20 protein-coding genes and 5 tRNA genes are annotated in these 25142 nt (G+C 73.1%); 9 read left to right on the top strand and 16 right to left on the bottom strand.

The genetic code is table 11. The features are described from left to right. The first annotated feature begins 11 nt into the window (after window positions 1-11). Entirely contained in the window at window positions 12-473 is a 462-nt protein-coding gene (locus J2S44_RS27815) for a hypothetical protein (RefSeq protein ID WP_310419926.1), read from the top strand. 509 nt (window positions 474-982) lie between these two features. On the opposite strand, the gene J2S44_RS27810 is transcribed toward J2S44_RS27815, so the two are convergent. From J2S44_RS27810 to argG, 4 genes are all read right to left on the bottom strand, one after another. Continuing rightward, on the bottom strand, window positions 983-2305 hold the full coding sequence (locus tag J2S44_RS27810) for an MFS transporter (RefSeq protein ID WP_310419925.1): 1323 nt from the start codon (window positions 2303-2305) through the stop codon (window positions 983-985). Between the two features lie 393 nt (window positions 2306-2698). Beyond that, complete coding sequence (locus J2S44_RS27805) at window positions 2699-4087, bottom strand: hypothetical protein (protein ID WP_310419923.1); 1389 nt, start codon at window positions 4085-4087, stop codon at window positions 2699-2701. Then, complete coding sequence (locus J2S44_RS27800; protein ID WP_310419921.1) at window positions 4084-4599, bottom strand: SigE family RNA polymerase sigma factor; 516 nt, start codon at window positions 4597-4599, stop codon at window positions 4084-4086. Before J2S44_RS27800 ends, J2S44_RS27805 begins: the two co-directional genes overlap by 4 nt. A 101-nt stretch (window positions 4600-4700) precedes the next feature. Then, on the bottom strand, window positions 4701-6140 hold the full coding sequence (gene argG, locus J2S44_RS27795) for an argininosuccinate synthase (protein WP_310419919.1): 1440 nt from the start codon (window positions 6138-6140) through the stop codon (window positions 4701-4703). A 54-nt stretch (window positions 6141-6194) separates the two neighbouring features. On the opposite strand from argG, the gene J2S44_RS27790 reads away from it, so the two are divergent. From J2S44_RS27790 to J2S44_RS27770, 5 genes are all read left to right on the top strand, one after another. Further along, complete coding sequence (locus J2S44_RS27790; protein ID WP_310419917.1) at window positions 6195-6854, top strand: HAD family hydrolase; 660 nt, start codon at window positions 6195-6197, stop codon at window positions 6852-6854. 269 nt (window positions 6855-7123) lie between these two features. Continuing rightward, window positions 7124-7312, top strand: coding sequence for a hypothetical protein (locus J2S44_RS27785; protein WP_310419915.1), 189 nt, complete (start codon window positions 7124-7126; stop codon window positions 7310-7312). 15 nt (window positions 7313-7327) lie between these two features. After that, complete coding sequence (gene pflB, locus J2S44_RS27780; RefSeq protein ID WP_310419913.1) at window positions 7328-9586, top strand: formate C-acetyltransferase; 2259 nt, start codon at window positions 7328-7330, stop codon at window positions 9584-9586. Beyond that, on the top strand, window positions 9583-10317 hold the full coding sequence (gene pflA / locus J2S44_RS27775) for a pyruvate formate-lyase-activating protein (protein WP_310419911.1): 735 nt from the start codon (window positions 9583-9585) through the stop codon (window positions 10315-10317). Before pflB ends, pflA begins: the two co-directional genes overlap by 4 nt. A 128-nt stretch (window positions 10318-10445) precedes the next feature. Further along, entirely contained in the window at window positions 10446-10964 is a 519-nt protein-coding gene (locus J2S44_RS27770; protein WP_310419909.1) for a hypothetical protein, read from the top strand. 64 nt (window positions 10965-11028) lie between these two features. On the opposite strand, the gene J2S44_RS27765 is transcribed toward J2S44_RS27770, so the two are convergent. From J2S44_RS27765 to J2S44_RS27740, 6 genes are all read right to left on the bottom strand, one after another. Continuing rightward, a tRNA-Cys gene (locus J2S44_RS27765) sits at window positions 11029-11099 on the bottom strand. A 13-nt stretch (window positions 11100-11112) separates the two neighbouring features. Beyond that, window positions 11113-11194, bottom strand: a tRNA-Tyr gene (locus J2S44_RS27760). 47 nt (window positions 11195-11241) lie between these two features. Continuing rightward, window positions 11242-11314 (bottom strand) — tRNA-Ala (locus J2S44_RS27755). Window positions 11315-11330: 16 nt separating this feature from the next. Then, a tRNA-Leu gene (locus J2S44_RS27750) sits at window positions 11331-11405 on the bottom strand. Window positions 11406-11419: 14 nt separating this feature from the next. After that, window positions 11420-11493 (bottom strand) — tRNA-Leu (locus tag J2S44_RS27745). Between the two features lie 413 nt (window positions 11494-11906). Continuing rightward, window positions 11907-14054 carry an ATP-binding protein gene (locus J2S44_RS27740; protein ID WP_310419907.1) on the bottom strand — a complete coding sequence of 716 codons (2148 nt, stop codon included), beginning with the start codon at window positions 14052-14054 and terminating at the stop codon, window positions 11907-11909. Window positions 14055-14212: 158 nt separating this feature from the next. On the opposite strand from J2S44_RS27740, the gene J2S44_RS27735 reads away from it, so the two are divergent. Beyond that, the gene (locus J2S44_RS27735) at window positions 14213-14758 is read left to right on the top strand and encodes a histidine phosphatase family protein (RefSeq protein WP_310419905.1); all 546 of its coding nucleotides are present in this window, start codon (window positions 14213-14215) and stop codon (window positions 14756-14758) included. 79 nt (window positions 14759-14837) lie between these two features. Then, on the top strand, window positions 14838-15332 hold the full coding sequence (locus J2S44_RS27730; protein WP_310419903.1) for a hypothetical protein: 495 nt from the start codon (window positions 14838-14840) through the stop codon (window positions 15330-15332). A gap of 51 nt (window positions 15333-15383) precedes the next feature. Here J2S44_RS27730 and J2S44_RS27725 read toward each other — a convergent pair whose 3' ends face one another. Beyond that, a complete protein-coding gene (locus tag J2S44_RS27725) occupies window positions 15384-15605 on the bottom strand; it encodes a hypothetical protein (protein ID WP_310419901.1) in 222 nt (73 codons plus the stop codon). A gap of 93 nt (window positions 15606-15698) precedes the next feature. After that, window positions 15699-15950: a hypothetical protein gene (locus J2S44_RS27720; protein ID WP_310419900.1), complete on the bottom strand. Its 252-nt coding sequence runs from the start codon at window positions 15948-15950 to the stop codon at window positions 15699-15701. 193 nt (window positions 15951-16143) lie between these two features. Between J2S44_RS27720 and J2S44_RS27715 the strand changes: the two genes are divergently transcribed. Next, entirely contained in the window at window positions 16144-16710 is a 567-nt protein-coding gene (locus tag J2S44_RS27715; protein ID WP_310419898.1) for a hypothetical protein, read from the top strand. Between the two features lie 78 nt (window positions 16711-16788). Here J2S44_RS27715 and J2S44_RS27710 read toward each other — a convergent pair whose 3' ends face one another. From J2S44_RS27710 to J2S44_RS27695, 4 genes are all read right to left on the bottom strand, one after another. Continuing rightward, window positions 16789-19500 (bottom strand): AbfB domain-containing protein, encoded by a 2712-nt coding sequence (locus tag J2S44_RS27710; protein ID WP_310419896.1) that lies wholly within the window; start codon window positions 19498-19500, stop codon window positions 16789-16791. Between the two features lie 170 nt (window positions 19501-19670). After that, window positions 19671-21095: a rhamnulokinase gene (locus tag J2S44_RS27705; RefSeq protein WP_310419894.1), complete on the bottom strand. Its 1425-nt coding sequence runs from the start codon at window positions 21093-21095 to the stop codon at window positions 19671-19673. Further along, a complete protein-coding gene (locus J2S44_RS27700; protein ID WP_310419892.1) occupies window positions 21092-23122 on the bottom strand; it encodes a bifunctional aldolase/short-chain dehydrogenase in 2031 nt (676 codons plus the stop codon). Before J2S44_RS27700 ends, J2S44_RS27705 begins: the two co-directional genes overlap by 4 nt. A gap of 746 nt (window positions 23123-23868) precedes the next feature. Next, window positions 23869-25050: a WxL protein peptidoglycan domain-containing protein gene (locus J2S44_RS27695; protein ID WP_310419889.1), complete on the bottom strand. Its 1182-nt coding sequence runs from the start codon at window positions 25048-25050 to the stop codon at window positions 23869-23871. Window positions 25051-25142: the final 92 nt, after the last annotated feature.

Here is a 25142-nt window from a genome sequence, read left to right as displayed (position 1 = left end):
CGCTCCGGAGCATGAAGCTTCCCGCCGCCGCCCGCGCCATCGCCGTTCCCGCCACCGACGCGGTCGAGGCCGCGCGGGCGCGGGACGCGGCGGCGTTCGGCACCGCGGTCGAGGCGCTGGCGGCGCAGGACCAGGAACGGACCGGGCGGGTGCTCGGCGCGGTGGTGCGCTTGCTGGTCGAGGAGTCGCACCCGGACGGCGTGGACAGCGACGACGTGCGCGCGGTGCTGGCCGGCTGCGTGCGGGACGCGATGACCTGGCAGGACGACGTGGATCCGCAGGTGGTGCTGGTGCTGCTGGCCGGCGCGCTGGGCGTCTACGACCCGGAGGGCGACGACGCGCCGCCGAAGGCGCTGACCCAGGCCCGGCACGGTGCGCTGCTGATCGCGAGCCTGCTGACGACGCGGCCGTTCGGCGACTGTCTGACGACCGCGTTCGACGAGATCGCCCGCGCCGAACACCATGACGGATGACCCGCGGATCATCGAGCTCGACCCGGCCGGCGACGACCGGGCCGGGCACCGCACCACGGACGGGCGCCGGCGCGCGGCCGGCTGCGTACCGCTGGCGGCCGTCGTCCTGATCGCCGGCGCAGCCGGTGGTGCGGTGCTGGGTGCGCGCCGGGAACACGACCGGGCGCTCCGGGAACAGGCCGCCACGGTCGCGCTGGTGATCCGGCCCGGTGAGACGCCGCGGCACACCGGGGGTAACCTGCTGAGCGCCCAGCTGACCGGCCCGATCCTGCTGGTCAACGCGGGCCCGCGGCCGGTGGAGGTACCACGGTCACCCAGACCCTCGGCGGACCCGGCACCGGCGCGGCGCGGCCGATCGGCACGCGAAAACGTGGGTCACCGGATGTTTGCCGGCACGCCGTCGCGGATACAAACAGGACACGCGATCCTCCCCCGGATGGCGCCCTTCCTCCCGGCCGCAGCGGCCCCCTGCCCCCGCAGGGCCGCTGCGGCCACTTACCGTTCGTGGCTCACCGGCGGCGCTCCTCGATCGCCAGCAGCACCGCGGCCGGACCGCAGCCGAGGGACGCGGCCGCGAGCAGCGCGAACGCCGTCCCCGTGCCGTGCCCGAACGCGATCACCAGCCCGGCCGTGGCCGCCGCGCCCGCGACCCGGGACACGATGCTGATCTGTGTGGTCGCGTCCGGCAGCTGCGCGGCCGTCACCGCGGTGAACGCGCCGGTCGTGCCGGGCATCATCACCAGCGCCATCCCGGCGCCGCGCGCCACCAGCAGCGCCTGCACCAGCGGCCACGGCAGATCAAGAGCAAGCCCAGCCGTGGGTACGGCCGTGAGCACCGCACCGGCCGCGGCCACCACGCCGGCGCCGTGGCGGTCGACGAGCCGGCCCGCGACCGGCAGCCCGGCCACCGTCCCGAGCCCGGCCGGAACCAGCAGCAGCCCGGCCTCGGCCGCCGACACCCCGCGCCCGAGCTGCAGGTAGAGCGGCAGCACGACCTGGCCGCCGAACAGCGCCGCGCCGGAGAACGCCACGGTGACGGTCGCGGCCGCGTACCGCCGGTTGGTGTAGATCGTCAGGTCGAGGATCGGCCGCCGGCCGCGCATCGCCAGCCAGCCGAACGCGGTCAGCGCCGCGAGCCCGGCCGCCAGCGGCAGCGGCGCGCCCGTGCCGCCGTAGACGACCAGCGGCAGCCCGATCGCGAGCAGCGACAACCCGGGTACGTCCAGCGCGCCCGCGGCCACCCGGTCGCCGGGCGCGCGGGGCAGCAGCCGCCACGCCGCCCCGAGCAGCGGCAGCCCCACCGGCAGGTTGATCAGGAACATCCAGCGCCACCCGGCCGTGTCGATCAGCAGCCCGCCGGCGACCGGACCGAGCGCGGGCCCGAGCGTGACCACGATCCCGGTCGTCCCCAGCACCCGGCCGAGCCGCAGCGGCCCGACCAGCCGCCCGATGACCGCCTGCCCGGCCGGCAGGACCAGCCCACCGGCCACGCCCTGCAGCACACGCAGCGCGATCAGCCACTCCACGCCGCCGGCCAGCGCACACCCGGCACTCGCGGCCAGGAACGCGGCCATGCCGCCGAGCCACAGCCGTTCCGTGCCGGCCCGCCGCATCAGCCAGCCGCCGGCGGGCAGCACGGCCGCGAACGCCAGCAGATATCCGGTCGCCACCCACTGCGCCCGCCCCAGCCCGGCTCCCAGCTCCCGGCCGAGCGCCTCCAGCCCCACCCCGACCACGGCCGCGTCCAGCGTGCTCAGAAACGCCCCGCCGGACACCACCAGCGCGACCCGCCACACCGCCCACGGCACCGTCCCGTCCGGCGATGGCGCCATCACGCCCCCTTCCGGAGGTCGGTCGCCTCGGGCGAGCACACGCGCTGATCGAGCCGGCCGTGCCACCGGATACGCGTCCCGGTCCGCCGGCTCGGAGGCCCGATCAGGATATCCGGCCACCCCGTTCCGGCATCGGCCGACGTTGGTGTCGACGGCTCGATCAACGAATCATGGGTCACTCCCGACATCGTTCCCGACGGGTTGACCAGATTCGATTTCAGAAAGCCGCTGGAGGTCGACGCCAAAACCGTGGCGTTCGGCCGGCGTGGTGGTGGACGGCCGGGCCGCGATTCTCGCCACCCGCCCGCTTCCCGGTCGCCGGGCGGCCCGGCGCACGGATACGACCGTGCCGGTCCCGCCCGGGGGTGCGGGACCGGCACGGTCGTTGTGGGGTCAGGGGACGACGCGGGTGGCCGGGGTGTCGCCGGTGATGCCGCCGCCGTCGGTGAACGGGGTCAGCGGGGAGGAGGCGATCTCGGTGCCGTCCGGTGCGTAGGCCGTCATGGTGGCCGCCGCGTCCGGGGCGACCCGGGTCTCGCCGTGACCGGCCGCGTCCAGCGGGACCTCGGCCGGGGCGCCGCCGCCGACGCTGATGGTGAGCCGGGCCGTGCCGGCCGGGGCCACCACGTGCACCCGGTCGGTGTGCGCGTCGCCGGTCTCGGCGTGCAGGCGCCAGCCGATCGGGCGCCGGTCCGCGCCGTCCGCCGGCAGCAGCAGGCGGAGGTCCTCGCGGGACCCGTGCGGCGGATCGAGGCCCCGGACCGCGAACGCGAGCACGCCCTCGCCGGGCCGGTGCACCGTGAACAGCGCGGCCGGGCGCCCGCCGACGGTGCCGGTCCAGCGCACGCCGACGCGCACGGCGTCCAGCGTCAGGCCGTGGGCGTGGAGCGCGGACTCCAGCCAGCCGCCGAGCATCCCGGCGTCGAACGGCCGATCGCCGAGCGCGGCCGCGGCGGCCGCGCGGAACGGGGCCGGGTCGGGCGTGACGCCGTCCCCGCCGCCGCCGGCCGTGCTGCCGAGCGGGATCTCCCGGCCGCCGTCGGTGAGCGTCATCCGGAACGGTGGCAGCACGGGCGTGGGCGGGAGCACCAGTTCCGCGATGCCGCTGCCGGGTGGGCCGCTGACCGGCGGGTTGTGGTGCACCCGGCCGTCCGCGCCGTAGCTGAAGCCGCTGCTGATCGACGCGGTGGTGCCGACCGGGCCGACCACGACCGCGTGCGCCCGGGTGCCGGCCGTCACGGCCGTCGTGACCGCGGCCCGCTGCTCGCTGTCGCCGGAGGCGCTCAGCATCATCTCCTCCGGTGCGGCACCGGCGGCGCCCTCGTACCAGACCAGTGCCGAGTCGGTGAAGAATCCCCAGCGCAGCGGCAGGTACATCAGCACCAGACGGGCGTCGCCGACGTCCGCCGCGTACAGGAACCGGATCTTGCTCTTGTCGTCGATCCGCCAGTACTCCTCCGCCTCCGGCAGGTCCTCGACCCGGTCGCGCATGCCCTCCAGCCAGGCGGTGTCGCCGGCCAGCGAGCCGCGGACCGGGCTGTTCAGCAGCGCGTTGTTCGCCGCGGCGACCGCGATGCCGGGCGCCCAGCCGGGCATCGGCACCGCGCCGAACTGCAGCACGGTCAGCACGGCCAGCGCGCCCGCGACGACGCCGGCCCGGGCGCGCCGGATGCGGCGGTGCCGGCGCTCCCGGCCGGCGAACGCGGGCCACGGGTCGTCCGGCAGATCGAGCGTGGCGGCCCGGGCCGCGAGCTCGTCACGCAGCGTGGTTTCGATGGTCATGCGCGGCTCTCCTGCAGGACGGTGGTCGTCGGGGCGTCGGCCATCTCGGCGCGCAGGCGTTGCAGCCCGCGGGACACCTGGCTCTTCACGGTGCCGACCGAGCAGCCCAGGGTGGCCGCCACGTCGGCTTCGGTGAGGTCCTCGAAGTAGCGCAGCACCAGCACCGCGCGCATCTTCGGGGGCAGCGCGCGCAGCGCGGTGGTCAACCGTTGCCGGTCGACGACCTGCTGGTACGGGTCACCCGCCGCGGCCGGCTCCGGGCCCGCGCCGGTGCCGCGCCCGAAGCCGCGCCGCCGCCGCCAGGAGATCGCGGTGTTGACCATGGCCTTGCGCACGTACGCGACCGGTGCGTCCATCCGGGACACCGTGCGCCACTTCCGGTGCGTCTTCTCCAGCGCGGTCTGGACCAGGTCCTCCGCGTGGCCCCGGTCGCCGGTGAGCAGGTAGGCGGTCCGCGTCAGCGGCCCCCAGTGCTCCCGGACGAACTCGCGGAACCCGTCGTCTGTTGACATCACACCCGGCCAAACGCTCGCTGTCCCGCCAAAGGTTGAGAGCGGAACACGACGAAGCCGGCCGCGGCAATCCCGCGACCGGCTTCGTCCTGGTCGAAACGTCAGTCCGTGCCCGCCTCCATGGCGGCCGCGTCGAGCAGCTGGTCCTCGGCGGGCTCGGCCGGGCCGGCCGCGATCGCCTCGGCACCGCCGGCCGGCATCGCGCCGATCAGCGTGGTGGTGGACGGCTGGGCCGCGATCACCTGGGTGCCGCCGACGATGCCGATCCGCGCGTACTGCTCCAGCCGGGCGCGCGAGTCCGCGATGTCGAGGTTGCGCATGGTGAGCTGGCCGATCCGGTCGATCGGGCCGAACGCGGCGTTCTCGGTGCGCTCCATGGACAGCTTGTCCGGGTGGTAGCTGAACTCCGGGCCGGACGTGTCGAGGATCGAGTAGTCCTCGCCGCGGCGGAGCCGGAGCGTGACCTCACCGGTGATCGCGGCGCCGACCCAGCGCTGGATCGACTCGCGGCTCATCAGCGCCTGCGGGTCCAGCCAGCGGCCCTCGTAGAGCAGCCGGCCCAGCTTGCGGCCCTCGCTGTGGTACGTGGCCAGCGTGTCCTCGTTGTGGATCGCGTTGACCAGCCGCTCGTACGCGATGTGCAGCAGCGCCATGCCGGGCGCCTCGTAGATGCCGCGCGACTTCGCCTCGATGATCCGGTTCTCGATCTGGTCGCTCATGCCGAGGCCGTGCCGGCCGCCGACCGCGTTCGCCTCGAGCACCAGGTCGACGTCGTTCGCGAAGGTCTTGCCGTTGATCGCGACCGGCCGGCCCTGCTCGAAGCGGATCGTCACGTCCTCCGGCAGGATCTCCACGGACTGGTCCCAGAACTTGACGCCCATGATCGGCTCGACCAGTTCCAGGCCGACGTCCAGGTGCTCCAGCGACTTGGCCTCGTGCGTCGCACCCCAGATGTTCGCGTCGGTGGAGTAGGCCTTCTCCGTGCTGTGCCGGTAGGGCAGGTCACGCTGCTGCAGCCACTCGGACATCTCGTGCCGGCCGCCGAGCTCCTCGACGAACGCGGCGTCCAGCCACGGCTTGTAGATGCGCAGCGACGGGTTGGCCAGCAGACCGTACCGGTAGAAGCGCTCGATGTCGTTGCCCTTGAACGTCGACCCGTCGCCCCAGATCTGCACGCCGTCGTCGAGCATCGCGCGGACCAGCATGGTGCCGGTCACGGCGCGGCCCAGCGGCGTGGTGTTGAAGTACGCCCGGCCGCCGCTGCGAATGTGGAAGGCGCCACAGGCGAGCGCGGCCAGACCCTCCTCGACCAGCGCGGCGCGGCAGTCGACCAGCCGGGCGATCTCCGCACCGTACTGACCGGCCCGGCCGGGGACGGACGCGATGTCGGGTTCGTCGTACTGACCGATGTCGGCCGTGTACGTGCAGGGCACCGCACCCTTCTCGCGCATCCACGCGACCGCTACGGAGGTGTCGAGACCACCGGAGAAGGCGATGCCGACACGTTCGCCGGCGGGCAATGACGTAAGCACCTTGGACACGTTGAAAGTATATGCAGACGCACGCATGATCATGCAACTGGGATACTCCCCGACATGCGGGCGCTGATCTTCGACTTCGACGGACTGCTGATGGACACGGAGACCACGCTGCTGGAGAGCTGGCGCTGGGCGTACCGGCAGCACGGTCTGGAACTGGATCCGGCGGGCTTCTTCGCCGACCACGGCGGCGACGCGAACGAGCCCCGCTACGCCGCGCTGGCCGCCGCGGTCGGTGCCGGCTTCGACCGGGACGGCAGCCACCGCCGCCGCCAGGCCTACCGGCTGACGCTGAACGCCGCGCTCACCCCGGCCCCCGGCGTGGTCGCCTGGCTGGACCGGGCCGCCGAGCTGGGTCTGCGCCTCGCGGTGGCCAGCAGTTCCCCGCGCCCGCACGTCGCCTCCATGCTCACCCAGGCCGGCCTGCTGGACCGCTTCGAGACGCTGGCGACCGGCGACGAGGTGGCCGCGCACAAGCCCGACCCGGCCGTCTACCGGCTCGCGCTGGAGCGGCTCGGCGTGCCGGCGGCGACCGCGCTCGCGTTCGAGGACACCCCGCACGGCGTCGCCGCGGCACACGCGGCCGGCCTGCGCTGCGTCGCGGTCCCGAACCCGCACGCGGACCGCTCCCGCTTCGGCGCCGCCGACCTGCTGCTCACCAGCGCGGCCGACATCACCGTCGACGAGCTGCTGACCAGGCTCGACCCGGCCACCTGACCCGGCCGGGGCCGGTTTCGCAGGGGATGGCGGGGCTGCGGCGAGGCCGCCCTTGTGAAACCGGCCTCAGCGCGCGAGGTCGCACCCGAAGTGCTCGCGCAGCCCGGCGCGGCCCGCGTCCGTCACCAGCACCGCACGGCCGGCGGGCCGGCGACGCACCCACTCCAGCGCGATCAGCCGGGACAGCAGGGCCGCCCCGAGCGCGCCGGCCAGGTGCTGCCGGCGCTCGCTCCGGTCCAGGCACGGGTGCGCGAACGATCGCCGGGCGGATGGCGGACGCGGGCGTGCGGATCGAGGTCCTCTACAGCGACCACGACGGCAACCTCGTCCTGCTCGTCGACGACGCCGCGGCCGGCGCCCGGATCTCGACGGTGTGGACGGCCCAACGGACGTGCGGACCGGGACCTCCGGCCCTGTCCGCGCGCCCCCGCCGGGACGACGCTGGTCGTGAACGGTGAGAGGGGAGGCCGGCGATGACGGCACAGGCAGAGGCGCGGACGTCGACCGCGGACGCGTGGCGGGGCTTCGCCGGCACGGACTGGCGGCGGGACGTCGACGTGGCCGGCTTCATCCGGGACAACTACACGCCGTACGAGGGGGACCACCACTTCCTCACCGGCCCGACCTGCCGGACGCTGGACGTCTGGGCGAAGCTGCAGGCGATGTTCCCGGTGGAGCGCGAGCGCGGCGTCTACGACGTGGACGCGCGCACACCGTCGACGATCACCAGCCACGCGCCGGGGTACATCGACCGGGACAACGAGCTGATCGTCGGCCTGCAGACGGACGCACCGCTGCGCCGGGCGATCATGCCGAACGGCGGCCTGCGGATGGTGGAGAACGGGCTGAAGGCCTACGGGTACGAGCTGGACCCGGCCGTGCGGGAGACGTTCGGCAAGTACCGCAAGACCCACAACGACGCGGTGTTCGACGCGTACCCCCAGGCGGTGCTGAAGGCCCGTCGCTCGCACATCATCACCGGCCTGCCGGACGCCTACGGCCGCGGCCGGATCATCGGTGACTACCGGCGGGTCGCGCTCTACGGCGTGGACCGGCTGATCACCGAGCGGATCACGCTGAAGGGCGCGCTGGACCACGCGCGGTCGACCGAGCACGTGATCCGGGACCGGGAGGAACTGGCCGAGCAGGTCCGCGCGCTGCGCGAACTGAAGGAGATGGCCGCGTCCTACGGGTACGACATCTCCGGGCCGGCCACGACCGGGCGCGAGGCGATCCAGTGGCTGTACTTCGCCTACCTGGCCGCGACGAAGGAGCAGAACGGCGCCGCGATGTCGCTCGGCCGGACCGCCACGTTCGTCGACGTGTACCTGCAGCGGGACATCGCGGCCGGTGACCTGACCGAGATCGAGGCGCAGGAACTGGTCGACGACTTCGTGATCAAGCTGCGGATCATCCGGTTCCTGCGCACGCCGGAGTACGACGCGCTCTTCTCCGGCGACCCGACCTGGGTGACCGAGAGCCTCGGCGGCCTCGGCGCGGACGGCCGCCCGCTGGTGACCCGGACCAGCTTCCGCTACCTGCAGACGCTGTACAACCTGGGCCCGGCGCCGGAGCCGAACCTGACCGTACTGTGGTCCGCCGCGCTGCCCGCGGGCTTCAAGCGGTTCTGCGCGCAGGTGTCGCTGGACACCAGCGCGATCCAGTACGAGAACGACGACGCGCTGCGCACCGAGTACGGCGACGACACCGCGATCGCGTGCTGCGTGTCCGGCATGCGGGTCGGCAAGCAGATGCAGTTCTTCGGCGCCCGGGCGAACGTGGCGAAGGCGCTGCTCTACGCGATCAACGGCGGCCGGGACGAGATGTCCGGTGACCAGGTGGCGCCGGTGTCGGCGCCGCTGACCGGTGACGTCCTGGAGTTCGGCGAGGTGGTCGCGGCGTACGAACGCACGCTGGACTGGCTGGCCGAGACGTACGTGGACGCGCTCAACGTCATTCACGCCATGCACGACAGGTACGCGTACGAGCGGCTGGAGATGGCGCTGCACGACTACCCCGTGCATCGCTTCCTGGCCACCGGCATCGCCGGCCTGAGCGTGGCCGTGGACAGCCTCTCCGCCATCCGGTACGCGACCGTCCGCGTCGTCCGCGACGACACCGGGCTGGCCGTGGACTACGAGATCGAGGGCGACTACCCGAGCTTCGGCAACAACGACGACCGGGTCGACGCGATGGCCACCTGGCTGGTCGAGGAGTTCATGTCCCGGATCCGGCGGCAGCCGGCCTACCGGGGCGCGGAGCCGACGATGAGTGTGCTGACCATCACCTCGAACGTGGTCTACGGCAAGCACACCGGCAACACGCCGGACGGCCGCCGCGCCGGCCAGCCGTTCGCACCGGGCGCGAACCCGATGAACGGCCGGGACAAGCACGGCCTGGTCGCGGCCGCGCTCTCGGTGGCGAAGCTGCCGTACGCCTCGGCCCGGGACGGCATCTCGCTGACCTGCACGGTCACGCCGGACGGCCTCGGGCACACCCGCGCGGACCGGATCACCGACCTGGTCGGTGTGCTGGACGGCTACACCGGGACCGGTGGCTTCCACATGAACGTCAACGTGCTGGACCGCGCCACGCTGGAGGACGCGATGGAGCACCCGGAGAAGTACCCGCAGCTCACCGTCCGGGTCTCCGGTTACGCGGTGAACTTCGTGCGGCTGACCCGGGAGCAGCAGCGCGACGTGGTCTCCCGGACCTTCCACGGGTCGCTGTGAACATCACGGGGTCCGTCCACTCGTTCGACACGTCGATCGGCGTGGACGGGCCCGGCACCCGTTTCGTGGCGTTCCTGGCCGGCTGCCCGCTCCGCTGCCTCTACTGCCACTCCCCCGACACCTGGTACCGGCGCAGCGGCACGCTGATGACCGTGGACGACCTGATGAGCGCGCTGCACGGTTACGAGCGGTTCATCCGGGTCAGCGGCGGCGGGGTGACGCTGAGCGGCGGCGAGCCGCTGCAGCAGGCCCGGTTCACGGAGGCGTTCCTGCACGCGTGCCGGATGCGCGGCCTGCACACCGCGCTGGACACGTCCGGCTTCTACGGCGACCGGGCCTCGGACACGCTGCTGGACGCGGTCGACCTGGTGCTGCTGGACGTCAAGTCCGCCGACCCGGCCACCTACCGCCGGGTCACCGGCACCGGCGAGATCGCGCCGACGCTGCGCTTCGGCCGCCGCCTGGCCGCGTTGCACAAGCCGGTCTGGGTACGGTTCGTGCTGGTCCCCGGCCTGACCGACGATCCGTCGAACATCGGCGGGATCGCCGACTTCGCCGCGGAGCTGCCCACGGTCGAGCGCGTCGAGGTGCTGCCGTTCCACCGGCTCGGCCAGCACAAGTACGACGCGATCGGCCTGGAGTTCCCGTTGCGCGACACGGTGCCGCCGTCGCACGAGGCGGTCGAGGCGGCCCGCGACATCTTTCGCGCCCGCGGCCTGACCGTCACCTGACGGGCCCGGCCCGGCCCGGCCGGGCCGGGCCCCTGGTAAGCCCCGCCGGCCGGCGCGGAAAGGGCTGGTTTGCGGCTTGCGCACCGCCTCCACAGTGTCCCGTTGGACCGACACCCTACGATCAACCGGTGCGAATCGAGTTCACGTACGCGCGTCCCCGGGAGTACTTCCGCGAACAGCGAGCCCAGGCGGGCCGTGCCGCCGCCGCGCCGAGCCTGCTCGGCGGCGTGCTGCTGCTCGCGGCCGGGATCGCCTGGGGCCTCACCGCGCTGCTGTCCGCCGGCATCAAGGACGAGCTGGCACTGGCCGGTCCCGCGCTGGTCCTGATCGGCGTCGGGCTGTGCATCCGCGCGCACGACCGCTGGCAGGACGAGCTCGCCGTCCCCGCCTCCTGGTGCACCCCGCGCGACTGGCTGATCACCGACGAGGCCCTCGAGTCCAGCACGCCGATCGGCAGCACCACCTGGAACTGGGCCGGCATCCGCTACGCGGTCCGCATCCCGCACGCCTACTTCTTCCGCGCCGAGGAGGGCGGCCGCTCCTTCGACGTGCCCCGCGCCCCGCTCACCGACGAGCAGGAGCAGACACTGGAGGACTTCCTCGTCGAACGCGGCATGATCATCGACGAGCCGGTCCGCGTCCGCTGACGCGCGACTCCGGGGAGCGGCGGCGGACCGTGCGGTCCACCGCCGCTCCCCGGGTCGCGCCGCGAGTCCGCAACCGGATTCGAACCGGTGTGACGCGATTTGCAGTCGCGCTCCTGGCCTCTCGGACATGCGGACGTGGGAACGTGCGTGCGGGCGACAGGATTCGAACCTGCTCAGACCATGCGGACGGTTTACAGCCGCCCCCGACTCTCCAGCGTCGGCGCGCCCGCGCGGGCCGGTCCGGCGGATGCCGGACCGGGTCGATCCGTTTCGTGCGTGGAGCCGGCGGGACTCGAACCCGCCACCTCTGCCGTGCGAGGACAGCGCTCTTCCCGATGAGCTACGACCCCATGTTCCTGCCGTACGTGCCCGGGGTGCGATTCGAACGCACACTGTCGCCGCCCTGAACGGCGCGCCTCCTGCCAGTTGGGCTACCCGGGCCCGATGTTGCCACGTGCCTCCGGCGCGATTCGAACGCGCAACGACGGCGTCCTCAACGCCGTTCCTCTACCAATTGGGATACGAAGGCATGATGAAAGAAGAATTGCGATCAATGCATTTCGGGAGGGCAAAGAAAAACCGCCCGGTCCCGTGACGGGAGGGGCGGCGTGGTCGCGCGCTGACGCCGGTCAGCTCGGACAACCGCCCCGAGGCGCAAGGAGGGCCAGGCTCGGATAGCCACGGCCGGTGAGACAGTCCGGCGCCGAGGACGCCGCCGCGCGAAGCATCTGACCCGACATGACCGCCTCCTTCGCCCTCATCATTTCACCGTCGCGGTTTACCGTCGCCGGCTTCCCTCATGGCTCCGGCCACCCGAAGCTGATGGATACGTTAATCGCCGGCCCTCGAGAATGGCAAGCATTTATTCGGCGCGATCGCGAACGGATGCGTAATTCGGCCGTCGCGACGATTCCGCCACCCGGTCCGTACCCCCGCGGGTCGTCACTCCTCGCCCAGCCAGAGCCGGTCGCAGATCGTCGTCAGCCCGATCGTGAGGTGGCGACGGTACGTGCTGAACGGCAGCCCGAGCCGGCGCGCCGCCGCCTCCTGGGTCGGCGCGCCGCTCAGGAACGTGGTGGTCAGCACGCGGTGCTGCTTCGCGGTCCGGCCGTGCCGGCCCAGCGCCTCCACGGCCCCGGCCAGCGTGCGGCGCAGCGACTCGACCGGGTCGTCCGCGTCCCGGACCAGGCCGGTGCGCAGCAGCGGGCTCTCCGCCAGCCGCTCCGGGCGGCGCCAGGCGCGCAGCGCGGCCCGGACCTCGGTGTCGAACTCGGCCCGGGTCAGCACGGCCAGGCCGGTGTCCGCGCGCGGCGGCAGCTCCTCGACCGGGCGCCGGGAGTTCCCGGCCAGCCACTCCTCCGGCGGCGCCGCCCGCCAGTCGTGCGCGAACAGGTGCCGGTCCCGGCCGCCGCTGGGCACGGCCAGCCCGGTACCCGGCATGTCGAAGTAGCGCAACGCGCCGGTCCACAGCGCCGGGTCGCCGGTCGCCAGGAACGTCCAGGCCGGGTGGTCCGGCCGGACCGCGCGGCCGAGCACCCGGTAGACCGCGAGATCCTGCACCGCGTCGGCGCGGCGGCGCTCCAGCGGGTCGGCCAGGCGCTCGCCGGCGGGGCGCTGAGCCGCGGGCGGGCCGGCCGCGGGCCGCGCCACGAACCGGAGCACGTCCAGCTCCTCCCCGGCGGCGAGCGGCGCGGCCGTGTGCGTGAACGCCCACGCCGCCGCGAGCACCGGGTCGTGCTCGCACTCGGCCAGGTCCTCCACGCCGAGCCGCAGCAGCGCGGAGAAGCCGATCAGCTCACCGCGCCCGGCCCGCGGCTCCAGCGGGTGGAACGGTCCGACGCGCGCGGTGTCCAGCAGCGGGATCGGCGCCTCCCGCCGGTAGGCGCGGAACGCGGACGGCTGCCGGCCGAACCAGAACTCCACCAGCTCCGGCTCGTCGCTGAGCGCCAGCAGCGCGGGCAGTTCGGCCGGGTCGACCCGGTCCTCGTACACGCCGCTGGTGGTCAGCTCCGCGGTCGCGTCGTCCGGCGCGCCGGTCGGCATGCCGAGGATCGCGTCGTAGAACGCGGTCGCGCCGAACCGGCGGTGCAGGTAGCCGAGCATCACCATGGCCGGCATGACCGCGTCGCCGGCCGCGATCCGGGCACGCTCGAACAGGTAGTCGCGGATCCGGTCGTGCAGCGCGCGGTGGCCGTCCGGGTCACGCCGGGCCAGTTGCGCCTCCACCGACGCGCGGACCGTGCCGTTCGGGACCAGGCCGAACGGTGACACGTGCATGAAGGACTGGGTGCGCAGCCACTCGAACATCGCGGCGGCCTCGTCACCGACCACCGCGCGCAACAGGTCCTCGGTGATCACGATGGAGTGCGCGGCGGCCTGCAACGCGCGCCGGTGGGTGGCGGACGGGAACGGCCCGGCGCACGCCGCGACCACCCGGTCCAGCAGCTCCTGCGTCGGCACCCAGCCGTCACCGTCCCGGGTGGGCGACTGCGCGGTGCGGGCCGCGAGCGCGAGCGCGGACGGGTTCCCGCCGGCGAACGCGATCATCTCGCGGCGCAGGTGCGGCGCGACGCCGAACCGGTGCAGCAGCGAGCTCGAGTCCATCCGGCTCAGCGGGCCGAGCGACAGCGGGCGGATCGCCTGGAACCAGCCCGGGTCCGCGCTCCACCGGGTGACCGGCGACCGGCGCGCGGCCAGCACCACGCGCGCGTCCATCGGCAGCCGCGGCAGCAGCCGGTCACGGAGCCACGCCTCCAGCGCCGGGATCCGGTCCGCGTCGTCGACCAGCACCACGGGCGCGCCCGGCCCGGCCGCGCCCGCGCGCTCCTCGTCGCCGTCCCGGCCGTCGACCCGCAGTACCGGCCGGCCGGCCGCGCGGGCCTCGTCGGCGAACCGGGCGAGCAGCGCGGTCTTGCCGATCCCGGCCGGCCCCTCGACCACCAGCAGCGCGTGTGGACCGTCCGGCCGCAACAGTTCGTGGAACGCCGTGATCTCCGGCTGCCGGCCCAGGAACGTCGCCCGGTGCGCCAGGCGCAGCCGGTCCGCGACGGAGCGGATCGGGAGGGCACTCAATGATCTCACGGCACTCACGCGACATACCGTAGAGTGACCAGCCATCGGGTTCAATCTACCGAAAGTCATACCGGGGGTTACAGAAACCTCGGATCTGACCACTCAGTGTCATGTTCGCCGGTGAGGGCCGTTACTTTTCGTGCACCCGGCAGTCCACAAGGGATGAAGACAACATCATGACAGGGCGTTACGTGCATCTGGTCCGGCACGGCGAGGCCGCGGACGGCGTGCTCACCGGGACCGGGCGCCGGCAGGCCGCGGCCACCGGCGCCCGGCTGGCCGCGCTGCCGATCGCGGCACTGCACCACGGTCCGCTGCCGCGCGCCGCGGAGACCGCCCGGATCATCGCGGCGCGGCTGCCGGGCGTACCGGTGCGGGAGCTCGAGGTCTGTGGTGACTACATCCCGCCGGTCGGCGAGCCGGCCGCGCTGCCGCCCGTGTTCCGGGACTTCCTGGCGCCGGTCACCGACGAGGAGTACGCGCTCGGCGAGACGCTGGCCCGCGCGGCCCTGGACCGGTTCGCGCGGCCGGCCGAGACCGAGACGCACGAGGTGATCGTCACGCACGCGTTCACGGTGGCCTGGTTCGTCCGGGACGCGCTGGACGCGCCGGAGCCGCGCTGGCTCGGGCTGAACGCGGTCAACTGCGGCCTCACCACGATCCTCTACCGGCCGGGCCGGCCACCCGCGCTGATCGCGTTCAACGAGGTCAGCCACCTGTGATCTCGGCCTCACCCGGATCGGCATCTTGACAAACGCGCGCAACCTCAGGTGTAGCCGAGGTGCCGTATCGTTCCGAGCCATGCAAGAGACAGCCCGCCTAGCGGGGTTCCTCGCAGCGCACGGCATCTGGAGCGTGTCCGCCGGCGACAAGCTCGTCCCGTTGATGGGATACGAGCAGGCCGACGGCGACCGCGCCATGGCCCGCTTCGCCGACGACGACCCGGGCATCTCGGCCCTGAACGGCCAGGAGGCACTCGAGTCCAACGGGTTCGCGGCGACCCGCGCCGCACTCGTCGTCGAGGGTTTCATCCACCTCGCCGCCACGCCGCGCACAGACGCGCTGATCGTGCGCGCCGTCTCCTACTTCCCGGAGCGGAGCGCCATGGCGGTGGCCGTCCCGTACCGCCCGCACACCGACAGGGACGGTTTCGCCGTGCACCGCCCGAGGTTCCTCGGCTTCGACAACGTCGAGCGTGAGGAGTTCCTGAAACTCGCCGACGCCTTCCACGAGGGCGTCAACTCCCACGAGGAGGCCTCCGAGGTCTGGAACGCAGCCCTCGTCGAATCACCGTAGGCACGGATCACGAGGGGGTACGCGAGTGCCCCCTCGTGATCCGCTTCGGTGCTACTTGGCGTCGAGCAGGTCGACGATCGCCGCGGAGGCGCGGAAGTACTTGTTCCGGCCGAGCTCGCCGATCGTCTTGATGCCCAGGGCGTCGCGCAGGTGCTTCGCACCCGTCTCGCTGATGCCGGCGAGGGCCGCGACCGGCGCGGCCGCGATCTCCTCGAGGCTCTTGTCCTGGTACTCCTTGTCGACGATCTTGCTCAGATCACCGGTGACTGCCATGGCACCTCCAGGGTTTCCACAATGGAACGGCGCAGAGGCTAGCAGACCGATCTTGACGTACCGTTGCCGTGGCTTCGCCCCGTCGCGTCGGTGTTATCGCCGCATCAGGGCGAAGACACCCCAGCCGAGGTACGGTCGCTGCCAGCGCACATGCTGCGGTGGTGCCCGGGTCAGCTCGGCCCGGATCTGCGGCGCCAGCGCGTCGTCCGGGTGCGCGTCCAGCCACCGCCGCATGTTGAGCCAGCTCGCGGCCGCGTACCGATCCCAGCCACGCTCGTCCGCCGCGACGAACTCGACCACGTCGGCCGGCTCCGCCGCGACGTGTGCGCCGGCGTCGCCGGGCACGAACGTGACCCTGCCCGTGCCGGAACCGACGACGGTCTTGGGTCACCACTCCTCCGCTTCGAGACCTGTCCGCACGCCAGGCCGCGGTGTGCCGTACCGGCGACGGCTTTTCCGCAGGCGCCCGGCCGGGGAGTCGCGCGCACCGTCATCGATCTGCGTCGGCCGGGTCGACCGATGCGGTTACGATCCGCTGGTGACCCTCACCGTTGCTGACCTGACCGGGTACGTCGAGCGTGACCTCGACGCGGACGTGGCGCGCTGGCTCGCCGACGAGGACCGGGTGGAGGTCCCGGACTCGATCCGCCCGGTCGCGCCGTTCGCCGCCCGGCTCGCCCCCGCGGACGCGGCCGCGCTGACCGGGCTGGACCGCCGCGTCCGGGCCGGGACGTTCCCGCAGATCCTGGACGCCTACGAGTGGTCGTACGGCTTCGACTTCGCCGGGAACGGGGTCGGCCTCGCCGACTCCGACGGGACCGAGCTGACCGACGACGACGTCTACTCGATCGGCGCGGACGGCGGCGGCAACTACTACGTGGTGCTGACGAACGGCCAGGTCGCGGTCTGGTTCCACGAGGAGGAGGCGCTCGAGGCGGACACCCGCTTCGACAACCTCGACGTCTTCCTCTGGTCCATGGTCCGGGTCGCCGCGGTGCGGGCCGGCACGCTCACGCTCGCCGAGGTCGAGCCCGACTTCCGGGCCCTCGCCCAGGACGGCGCGCTGCACCCCGAGCTCGGCCTGCTGACCCGCATCAAGAACTGACCCGAGGGCCCGGCCGCGGCGCGGAGCGACCCGCCGGGATCGAGGCGCGGGCGTCTCGATCCCGGGCCGGGCCGCGGGTCAGCCCAGCGGCGCCGCGATCCGCCAGGACGTGTCGGCGGGGTAGCCCGCCGCGGAGTCCTGCGGCGTGTGCGGGCCGCCGGCGGTGGCGATCCACACCTGGGCGCTGTAGTGCCGGATCGCGTGCCCGGCCATGTTGTAGGACCGCAGCGTCACGCCGCCGGCGCCCGGCTCCGCGCAGAACGTGGCGTCCCACGGGAACACCACGCCGCCGTCGGAGGCGTCCAGGCGCAGGCGGAAGTTGGAGTGGCGCAGGTAGCGGCCCGGGTAGTTGACCGATTCGAGCGAGTAGCAGGACGGGTCGGCGAGACCGGGCCGGACCGTGAACGTGGCGTCCGCCCGGGTGGTCGCGTCCGAGGCCGTGGTGACCACGGACGTGACGCCGAGCGAGTCCTGGTGCCGCAGGTAGCGGTCGGTGAAGCCGGGCGTGGTGACGCCCAGCGAGACGCGCGTGCCCGCGGTCAGGTCCGCGCCGCTGCGCCACCACGGGGACGCGACCTGCCAGGTCGTGTCCGCGGCGTACGACGCGGGGTTCTCGGTCGCCGCCGCGATCCACACCTCGCCGTTGTAGTGCCGCAGGAACCGGCCCGGCTGGTTGTAGGCCTCGAACGAGATCCCGGCCGCGGTCCGGCCGGTCCGCGCGCAGAACGTGGCGTCCGCGGCGAACAGCGCGCTGCCGTCGGACGCGTCCAGCCGGACCCGGGAGTTCGCGTGCCGCAGGTAGCGGCCCGGCTGGTTGCGTGACTCGAACGACCAGCAGCCGCTGCCGGCCAGCCCGGCCCGGACCCGGAACGTGGTGTCCTGCCGGGACAGCGCGTCGCCGACCGGGGACGTCACGCCGAGCGAGTTCACGTGACGCAGGTAGCGGTCGGTGAAGCCGGGCGTGGTCACGCCGAGCGAGATCGACTCGCCGGGCCGCAGCCATGCCGCGGCACCCTGGACGGCCAGGTGCGCGGCCCGGATCTGGTCGGCGTTCATCTTGAGGACCCGCCGGTCGTACGTGTAGAGGCCGTTGACCTCGTTCTCCACGTCGGTCGGCTCGGTGTAGATCGACCCGGACAGCCCGCGCGACCGGATCAGCCCCTGAAGCGTGTCGGTCACCTCGACGTACCGCCGGTTCAGTGCGGCGTCGTCCGCGACCATCTCGTAGCTGAACCCGTTGCCCGGCGACCATTCGTGCCCGGCCACGCGCAGCCCGAGCCCGCCGAACTCGCCGAGCTGCGCGATCCGGGTGGCGCTCGGCGGCTGGGTCAGTCCCGGGCCGACGTAGATGTGGTCGTCGACCACGTCGCCGTTGCCCGGGTCGCGCCCGCAGCAGTTCGAGCCGGAGTTGCCGTTCACCAGGCGGGTCGGGTCGTAGTTCTTGACCAGGTCGGTGATCCGGGCCTCGTCGTACTCGCCCCAGCCCTCGTTGAACGGGATCCACTGCACGATCGACGTGATCCCGCGCAGCTGGTCGATCATCCGCCGCAGCTCGTCCTCGAAGGTGACCCGGTCGGCCGCGGACGGCGTGACGCCGGTGCGCATCGACGGCATGTCCTGCATGACCAGCAACCCGAGCCGGTCCGCGTGGTAGAACCAGCGCGCCGGCTCGACCTTGATGTGCTTGCGGACCGTGTTGTAGCCGAACGCCTTCTGTCGTTCCAGGTCGAAGCGCAGCGCCTCGTCGGTCGGTGCGGTGTAGATGCCGTCCGGCCAGTAGCCCTGGTCCAGCGTGCCCATCTGGAAGTAGAACCGTCCGTTGACGACCGGCCGCAGGAACCCGTTCACCACCGCGGTCGAGACGGACCGCATGCCGAAGTATCCGCCCACGCTGTCGCCGCCGGAGAGCGTGACGCGCAGGTCGTAGAGGAACGGGTCGTCCGGGCTCCACAGGCGCGCGTTCGGCAGCGGGATCCGCAGCCGGGTGCCGGCCGGCGCGGACGCGGTCGCCACCGTGGTGCCGCCGGTGGAGACGGTCGCGGTGACGGTCTGCCCGGCCGCGTTCACGGTCCGGACATCAAGATCGAAAGCCTGCCCGGGTACGTCCGGAGTGGTGTCCAGCCGGGTGACGCGCCCGGCGGTGGTCGGTTCCAGCCATACGCTCTGCCAGATCCCGGACGCCGCGGTGTAGAAGATGCCGCTCGGGTTGAGCCGCTGCTTGCCGAGCGGGATGCCGGCCGCGTCCACCGGCGAGTGCACGCCGACGATGATCTCGTTGGTCCCGCCGTTCAGGTGCGGCGTGACGTCCAGCGACCACGCGTCGTACCCGCCGGTGTGCGAGCCCGCGGCGGCACCGTTCACCCACACGTTCGCCCGCCAGGTGACCGCGCCGAAGTTGAGCTGCACCCGCCGCCCGGACCAGGACGCCGGCACGGTGAACGTACGCCGGTAGAACATGTTGTTCTCGTGCCGCATGATCCCGGAGAGCGCGGACTCGATCGGGTACGGCACCAGCACGGTCTCGGCCAGGTTCTGCCCGGTCGGTGGCGTGCCGATCTGCGTCGACGCGGCGAACTGCCACTGGCCGTTCAGGCTCTGCCAGTCCGGGCGGGTCAGCTGCGGCCGCGGGTACTCCGGCAGCGGGTCGGTCAGCGACACCTGCGACGTCCACGGCGTGGACAGCGGCGGCGTCTTCGGGATGTACGCGGCGGTCGCGACGCCGGGATACACCAGGATCGCGGAACCGGCGGCCAGGACGGCGGTCGCCAGCCAGGTCAGGACCTTCTTCATCGGCCTGCTCCCGTGGTGGAGGACGGAGAGAGCGCTTTCAGTCAATGTTGTTTATAGAGCGCTCCACCCGTCCACGCAACGGCCGACGTCGATATATCCGGCGGACGACGACGGTCCGGCCGCTCGCCGGGGTACGCCGCGTCGCACGTGCGGCGTACCCCCGCCGGCTCTCAGGGGTTCGGCCGGCCCAGACGCGAGGCGGCGGCGTCCCATGCGGCCTGGTCACCGGACGGCTCGTAGCGGGTGAGCCGCTGGGTGTCGCGCAGCAGCGCGCGCAGCGCGGTCAGGTCCGGGCCGGCGGCACCGGCCGCGCGGGCCTGCACCAGGACGTTGCCGAGCGCGGTCGCCTCGACCGGGCCGGCCAGCACCGGCAGGCCGGTCGCGTCCGCGGTGAGCTGGCAGAGCAGCGCGTTGCGGGCGCCGCCGCCGACCACGTGCACCACGTCGACGCGCGTGCCGGAGAGCGCGGCGGCCTCCCGGACCGTGCGCCGGTGGGCGAGCGCGAGACTGTCCACGACGGTCCGCACGACCGCGGCGCGATCCGCCGGGACCGGCTGGCCGGTGCGGCGGCAGAACGCCGCGATCCGGGCCGGCATGTCCCCGGGTGCGAGGAAGTCGCCGTGGTCCGGGTCGACCACCGAGACGAACGGCTCCCGCGCCGCGGCCTCGACCAGCAGTGCGGGCAGGTCCGGGTCGCCCCACGCGCGGCAGGACTCCTGGAGCAGCCAGAGACCCATCACGTTGCGCAGGTAGCGGACGGTGCCGTCGACGCCGCCCTCGTTGGTGAAGTTCGCGGCGCGGCTGGCCTCGGTGAGCACCGGCCGGTCCAGCTCCACGCCGACCAGCGACCAGGTGCCGCAGGAGATGTACGCGAAGTGCGCGTCCGCGGCCGGCACCGCGACCACGGCCGAGGCGGTGTCGTGCGAGCCGACCGCGACGACCACCGGCTGCCCGTCGAGGTCCCGGGCCCGGCCGATCACCGTGCCCGGCTCGCGCAGCGGCGGGAACAGGCCCGGGTCGAGGCCCGCCGCCGCGATCAGCTCCGTGGACCAGGCACGCGTGCGCAGGTCGTAGAGCTGGGTGGTGGACGCGTTGGTGATCTCCGCGCCGATCTCGCCGGTGAGCCAGAACGCGATCAGGTCCGGGATCATCAGCAGGTGCCGGGCGGCGGCCAGCACCGGCGTGCCACGCGCGGCCGACAGCTGGTAGAGCGTGTTGAAGTTCAGCTGTTGCAGGCCGGTGATGCCGTAGAGCCGCTCCTCGCCGATCGCCGCCGCCACCTCCCGCCAGACGCCGGTGGTGCGCGCGTCCCGGTAGTGCACCGGGTTGCCGAGCAGCGCGCCGGTCGCGTCGAGCAGGCCGTAGTCGACCGCCCACGAGTCGATGCCGATGCTGTCCACCGGCCCGGCCCGGCGCAGTCCCTCCAGCACACCGCGGTACAGCGCCAAAATGTCCCAGTGCAGCGTGCCGTTGATGCTGACCGGCTCGTTCGGGAAGCGGTGCACCTCGTCGAGGCTCAGCGCGCCGCCGTCCAGCGTCGCCCTGATCACCCGGCCGGAGGACGCGCCGAGGTCGACCGCCGCGAAAACGCTCATCGGAGGAAGGCCGCGGCGACGCCGGCGTCGACCGGGACGTGCAGGCCGGTGGTGTGCGACAGCTCGCCCGCGGTCAGCACGAACACCGCGTTCGCCACGTGCTCCGGCAGCACCTCGCGCTTCAGCAGCGTGCGCTGCGCGTAGTAGGCGCCCAGCTCCTCCTCCGGCACGCCGTAGACCGCGGCCCGCTTGGCGCCCCAGCCGCCCGCGAAGATGCCGGAGCCGCGGACCACGCCGTCCGGGTTGATGCCGTTGACGCGAATCCCGTGGCCGCCCAGCTCGGCCGCGAGCAGCCGGACCTGGTGCGCCTGATCGGCCTTCGCGGCACCGTACGCCACGTTGTTCGGCCCGGCGAAGAGCGAGTTCTTCGAGGAGATGTAGACGATGTCGCCGCCCATCCCCTGCGCGACGAGGATCCGCGCGGCCTCGCGGGAGACCAGGAACGAGCCCTTCGCCATCACGTCGTGCTGCAGGTCCCAGTCCGCGTCCGTGGTCTCCAGCAACGGCTTGGAGACGGAGAGCCCGGCGTTGTTGACGATCAGGTCGACGCCGCCGAACGCGAGCACGGCCGCCCGCAGCGCCTCGGCCACCGCGTCGCCGTCCGTCACGTCCGCCTCGACCGCGATCGCCCGGTCGGTGTCGCCGATCTCGCCCGCCACCGTGCGCGCCGTGTCAAAGTTGCGGTCCGCGACCACGACGCAGGCGCCCTCGGCCGCGAGGCGCAGCGCGATCGCCCGGCCGATGCCGGAGCCGCCGCCGGTCACGAACGCGATCCGGGTGGCGAGCGGCTTCGGCTTCGGCATGCGCTGAAGTTTCGCCTCCTCCAGCGCCCAGTACTCGATCCGGAACTTCTCCGCCTCGTCGATCGGCGCGTAGGTGGACAGCGCCTCGGCGCCGCGCATCACGTTGATCGCGTTGACGTAGAACTCGCCGGCCACCCGCGCGGTCTGCTTGTTCGCCCCGAACGAGAACATGCCCACGCCGGGCACCAACACGATCGCCGGATCCGCGCCACGCATCGCCGGGGAGTCCGCCGTGGCGTGCCGCTCGTAGTAGGCCCGGTAGTCCGCCCGGTACGCCTCGTGCAGCTCGGTCAGCCGGGCCACGGTGTCCTCCAGGGACGCGTCCGGACCCAGATCCAGGACCAGAGGCTTGACCTTGGTACGGAGGAAGTGGTCCGGACAGGACGTGCCCTTCTCCGCCAGCTCGGCCAGCCGCTCCCGGCCCACGAAGTCGAGTACCTCGGGCGCGTCCGTGTAGTGCCCGACCTGCGGCCGGTCGGTCGACACCAGCCCGCGGACCACCGGGAACAGCGCGGCCGCGCGGGCATGCCGGGCCGCCTCGTCCAGCGCCGGGACCCGCAGCGCGCCGAACGGCTCCGGTCGGCCGTTCGCCTCGATGTAGGCCGCCGCGGTCTCGATGACGGTGAGCGAGTTGCGCTCGCACTCCTCGCTGGTCGCACCCCACGCCGTGATGCCGTGACCGCCGAGGACGCAGCCGATCGCCTGCGGGTTCGCCCGCTGGACCGCCGCGATGTCCAGCCCCAGCTGGAAACCGGGCCGCCGCCACGGCACCCAGACCACCCGGTCGCCGAAGATCTCCTTGGTCAGCGCCGGCCCGTCCGCCGCGGTCGCGATCGCGATGCCGGCGTCCGGGTGCAGGTGGTCGACGTGCGCAGCGTCCACCAGCCCGTGCATCGCGGTGTCGATCGACGGCGCCGCACCCCCGCGCCCGTGCAGGCAGTAGTCGAACGCGGCCACCATCTCGTCCTCGCGCTCCACCCCCGGATAGACGTCCACGAGCGCCCGCAGCCGGTCGAGCCGCAGCACCGCGAGACCGCTCTCCCGCAGCGTGCCGAGGTCACCGCCCGACCCCTTCACCCAGACCAGCTCGGTCGGCGCGCCGGTCACCGGATCCGTGTCGGTCGCCTTCGCGGACGTGTTGCCACCGGCGTAGTTGGTGTTGCGCGGGTCCGCGCCCAGCCGGTTGCTGCGGGTCAGCAGGTCACGCACTGCGGGGTTCGTCATGGTGTCCTTCTCGCGGAGATGGTCGGGACTTCCAGACACGCCGTGCCGGAGGCAGGCTGCCGTGAAACGTTTCATGAATTTCGGACAGGTTACGGCGGGCGACGGCGCCGGGTCAACCCCCGGCCTCATGCATGAAACGTTCAACTGGCGCTTCGCCAACAGCTCACCCAGCCGGTGGAGCGCCGGCAGCGAAGCTCGGCTGGAGCGATCGGCGCCCAGCCGAGCCGGCCCCAGCCGAGCCAGCGGAGCCGACCCAGCGGAGCCAACCCAGCCAAGCCAAGCCAGCTCAGCCGAGCCAGCCCAGCTAAGTCAGCCCAGCCGAGCCGGCCCCAGCCGAGCCGAGCCAGCGGAGCCGGCCCAGCCGAGCTGAGCCAGCCGAGCCGAGCCAGCGGAGCCAGCCCATCGGGCGCCCCGCGCCCGATATTTCGCGATATAGGTATCCAGCCTCGCCACGTCTCACCCGACCGCCCACCATCTTCGATCGCCACGCCGGCACCCTTCGACGCGATCGATCATTGACCGATGCGTAGTAGCGGTCCACTGAGGCCGTTGACAACCACTTCGCATCGATCAATGATCCTTTCCCGCCGAGCGGACAAGAGCGGCGCAGGGATCGCCCAGGCACTCCCGCGCAGCGCGGCCGGGCGCCGCCGTGATCGCGGCTCGCCGTGACCGGCTGATCTCGTGCCGGCCGCAGCGGACTTCGCGGCTGCTGCGGTGACCCGATGCGACACCGCGCCGGAGAGTCAGATGGTCTTCGCCGCGGAGGACGAGGCGGGCCGGGAGCGCCTGCGGCGGGTCGCGAGGAAGGCCACGAGACCGGCTGCCAGGCAGGTGAGCAGCTGCGGCCACGGGATCGACCAGGCGGTGGCGGTGCCGGTCGCGAGCGGCGTGTCCGGCGCGAAGACGTCGTACTGCCGGGTCGGTACCGGACGCACGCGGACCTCAGCGGTCGTCCGGAGAAGCGGCCACACTCCGGCGACCTCGATCGCATGGGTCAGTGAGTTCCCGGGCAGCAGTTCCGGCATCGGTGCCGGCACGGTCTGGCGGCCGAGCAGCCCGAACGGCCCGGCGGTCATGATCACCTGCTCCGCACCGAGCCGCACGTTACCCCGGTTCGTGACGGTGTAGGTGACCGTCGCGTCGCCGGCCGTCCACGGCTCCGGAGCGCCCCGATAGGTGACGTCGACCCCGGTGACGTCCAGGCGCGGGTGCAGCTCACCACCGACCCGGACGTACATCCGCGAGCCGAGCCGCCGGTCGACCACGACCGCCCGGCCCTCGCCGTCCGTGCCGGGGGCGCGGTAGGACGTGACGATCCCCCCGGTGTGGTCCCCCGCCTCCGCGCCCGCGGGCACGGCCAGGACGAACGGGACGTCGACGAAACCCTCCGCCGGTACGGTGATCTCCGCCGTGCCGAGCGCGGTCCACGCGCCCACGCCGGTGGGCGCGGTGCCGGCCCGCAGCAGGTCGATGGCGCCGCTGGACGTGGTGAACGCGTCGCTGGCGTAGATCACCAGGGGCAGCGGCTCGGTGCCGAGGTTCCGCACCCGGATGCTGTCCTCGATCCGCTGTCCCGGCTCCAGGTCCCAGGCGAAGTTCGGCCGGTCCGGCCGTTCCGGGCTCGGCGTCGGCCGCACCGACCAGGTCAGCGTCGCCCCGTCCCCCGGCGCCACCGCCGGCAGCGCACCCGACGAAGCTCCCGGCAGCACGGCCGGTGAACCGCCCGGCAGCACGGCCGGTGAACCGCCCGGCAGCGCACCGCCCGGCAGCACCGCCGGCAGCCCGCCACCCCACCCCACCGCCGGCAGCGCGCCGGGCGCACCGCCCGGCGTGGCTGTCGCGGTGCCGGCCGGGGCAGGACCGACGGCGACGGCGAGTGCCGCCGCCAGCACCGCTCGCGCAACCCGCCGAGTGCTGACTGACATCGTGGATCTCCCGTGGGCAGGTCCGATCCGGGCGTCACCCAGGTCGCCGGAACGACCTGGGTGGCGCCCGCACCGCGGGTGGAAGAAGGGGG

This window comes from Catenuloplanes niger, from assembly GCF_031458255.1.
Classification (GTDB): Bacteria; Actinomycetota; Actinomycetes; order Mycobacteriales; family Micromonosporaceae; genus Catenuloplanes; species Catenuloplanes niger.
This window is presented reverse-complemented; position numbering and strand designations above follow the sequence as displayed.

Coding starts and splice junctions, on each gene's coding strand:
- J2S44_RS27725 (WP_310419901.1), bottom strand. CDS start 15,605: ATGGCAGTCACCGGTGATCTGAGCAAGATCGTCGACAAGGAGTACCAG.
- J2S44_RS27735 (WP_310419905.1), top strand. CDS start 14,213: ATGACAGGGCGTTACGTGCATCTGGTCCGGCACGGCGAGGCCGCGGAC.
- J2S44_RS27805 (WP_310419923.1), bottom strand. CDS start 4,087: ATGACCATCGAAACCACGCTGCGTGACGAGCTCGCGGCCCGGGCCGCC.
- J2S44_RS27790 (WP_310419917.1), top strand. CDS start 6,195: ATGCGGGCGCTGATCTTCGACTTCGACGGACTGCTGATGGACACGGAG.
- J2S44_RS27695 (WP_310419889.1), bottom strand. CDS start 25,050: ATGTCAGTCAGCACTCGGCGGGTTGCGCGAGCGGTGCTGGCGGCGGCA.
- J2S44_RS27815 (WP_310419926.1), top strand. CDS start 12: ATGAAGCTTCCCGCCGCCGCCCGCGCCATCGCCGTTCCCGCCACCGAC.
- J2S44_RS27810 (WP_310419925.1), bottom strand. CDS start 2,305: ATGGCGCCATCGCCGGACGGGACGGTGCCGTGGGCGGTGTGGCGGGTC.
- J2S44_RS27730 (WP_310419903.1), top strand. CDS start 14,838: ATGCAAGAGACAGCCCGCCTAGCGGGGTTCCTCGCAGCGCACGGCATC.
- J2S44_RS27800 (WP_310419921.1), bottom strand. CDS start 4,599: ATGTCAACAGACGACGGGTTCCGCGAGTTCGTCCGGGAGCACTGGGGG.
- J2S44_RS27710 (WP_310419896.1), bottom strand. CDS start 19,500: ATGAAGAAGGTCCTGACCTGGCTGGCGACCGCCGTCCTGGCCGCCGGT.
- pflB (WP_310419913.1), top strand. CDS start 7,328: ATGACGGCACAGGCAGAGGCGCGGACGTCGACCGCGGACGCGTGGCGG.
- J2S44_RS27700 (WP_310419892.1), bottom strand. CDS start 23,122: ATGACGAACCCCGCAGTGCGTGACCTGCTGACCCGCAGCAACCGGCTG.
- J2S44_RS27785 (WP_310419915.1), top strand. CDS start 7,124: ATGGCGGACGCGGGCGTGCGGATCGAGGTCCTCTACAGCGACCACGAC.
- J2S44_RS27705 (WP_310419894.1), bottom strand. CDS start 21,095: ATGAGCGTTTTCGCGGCGGTCGACCTCGGCGCGTCCTCCGGCCGGGTG.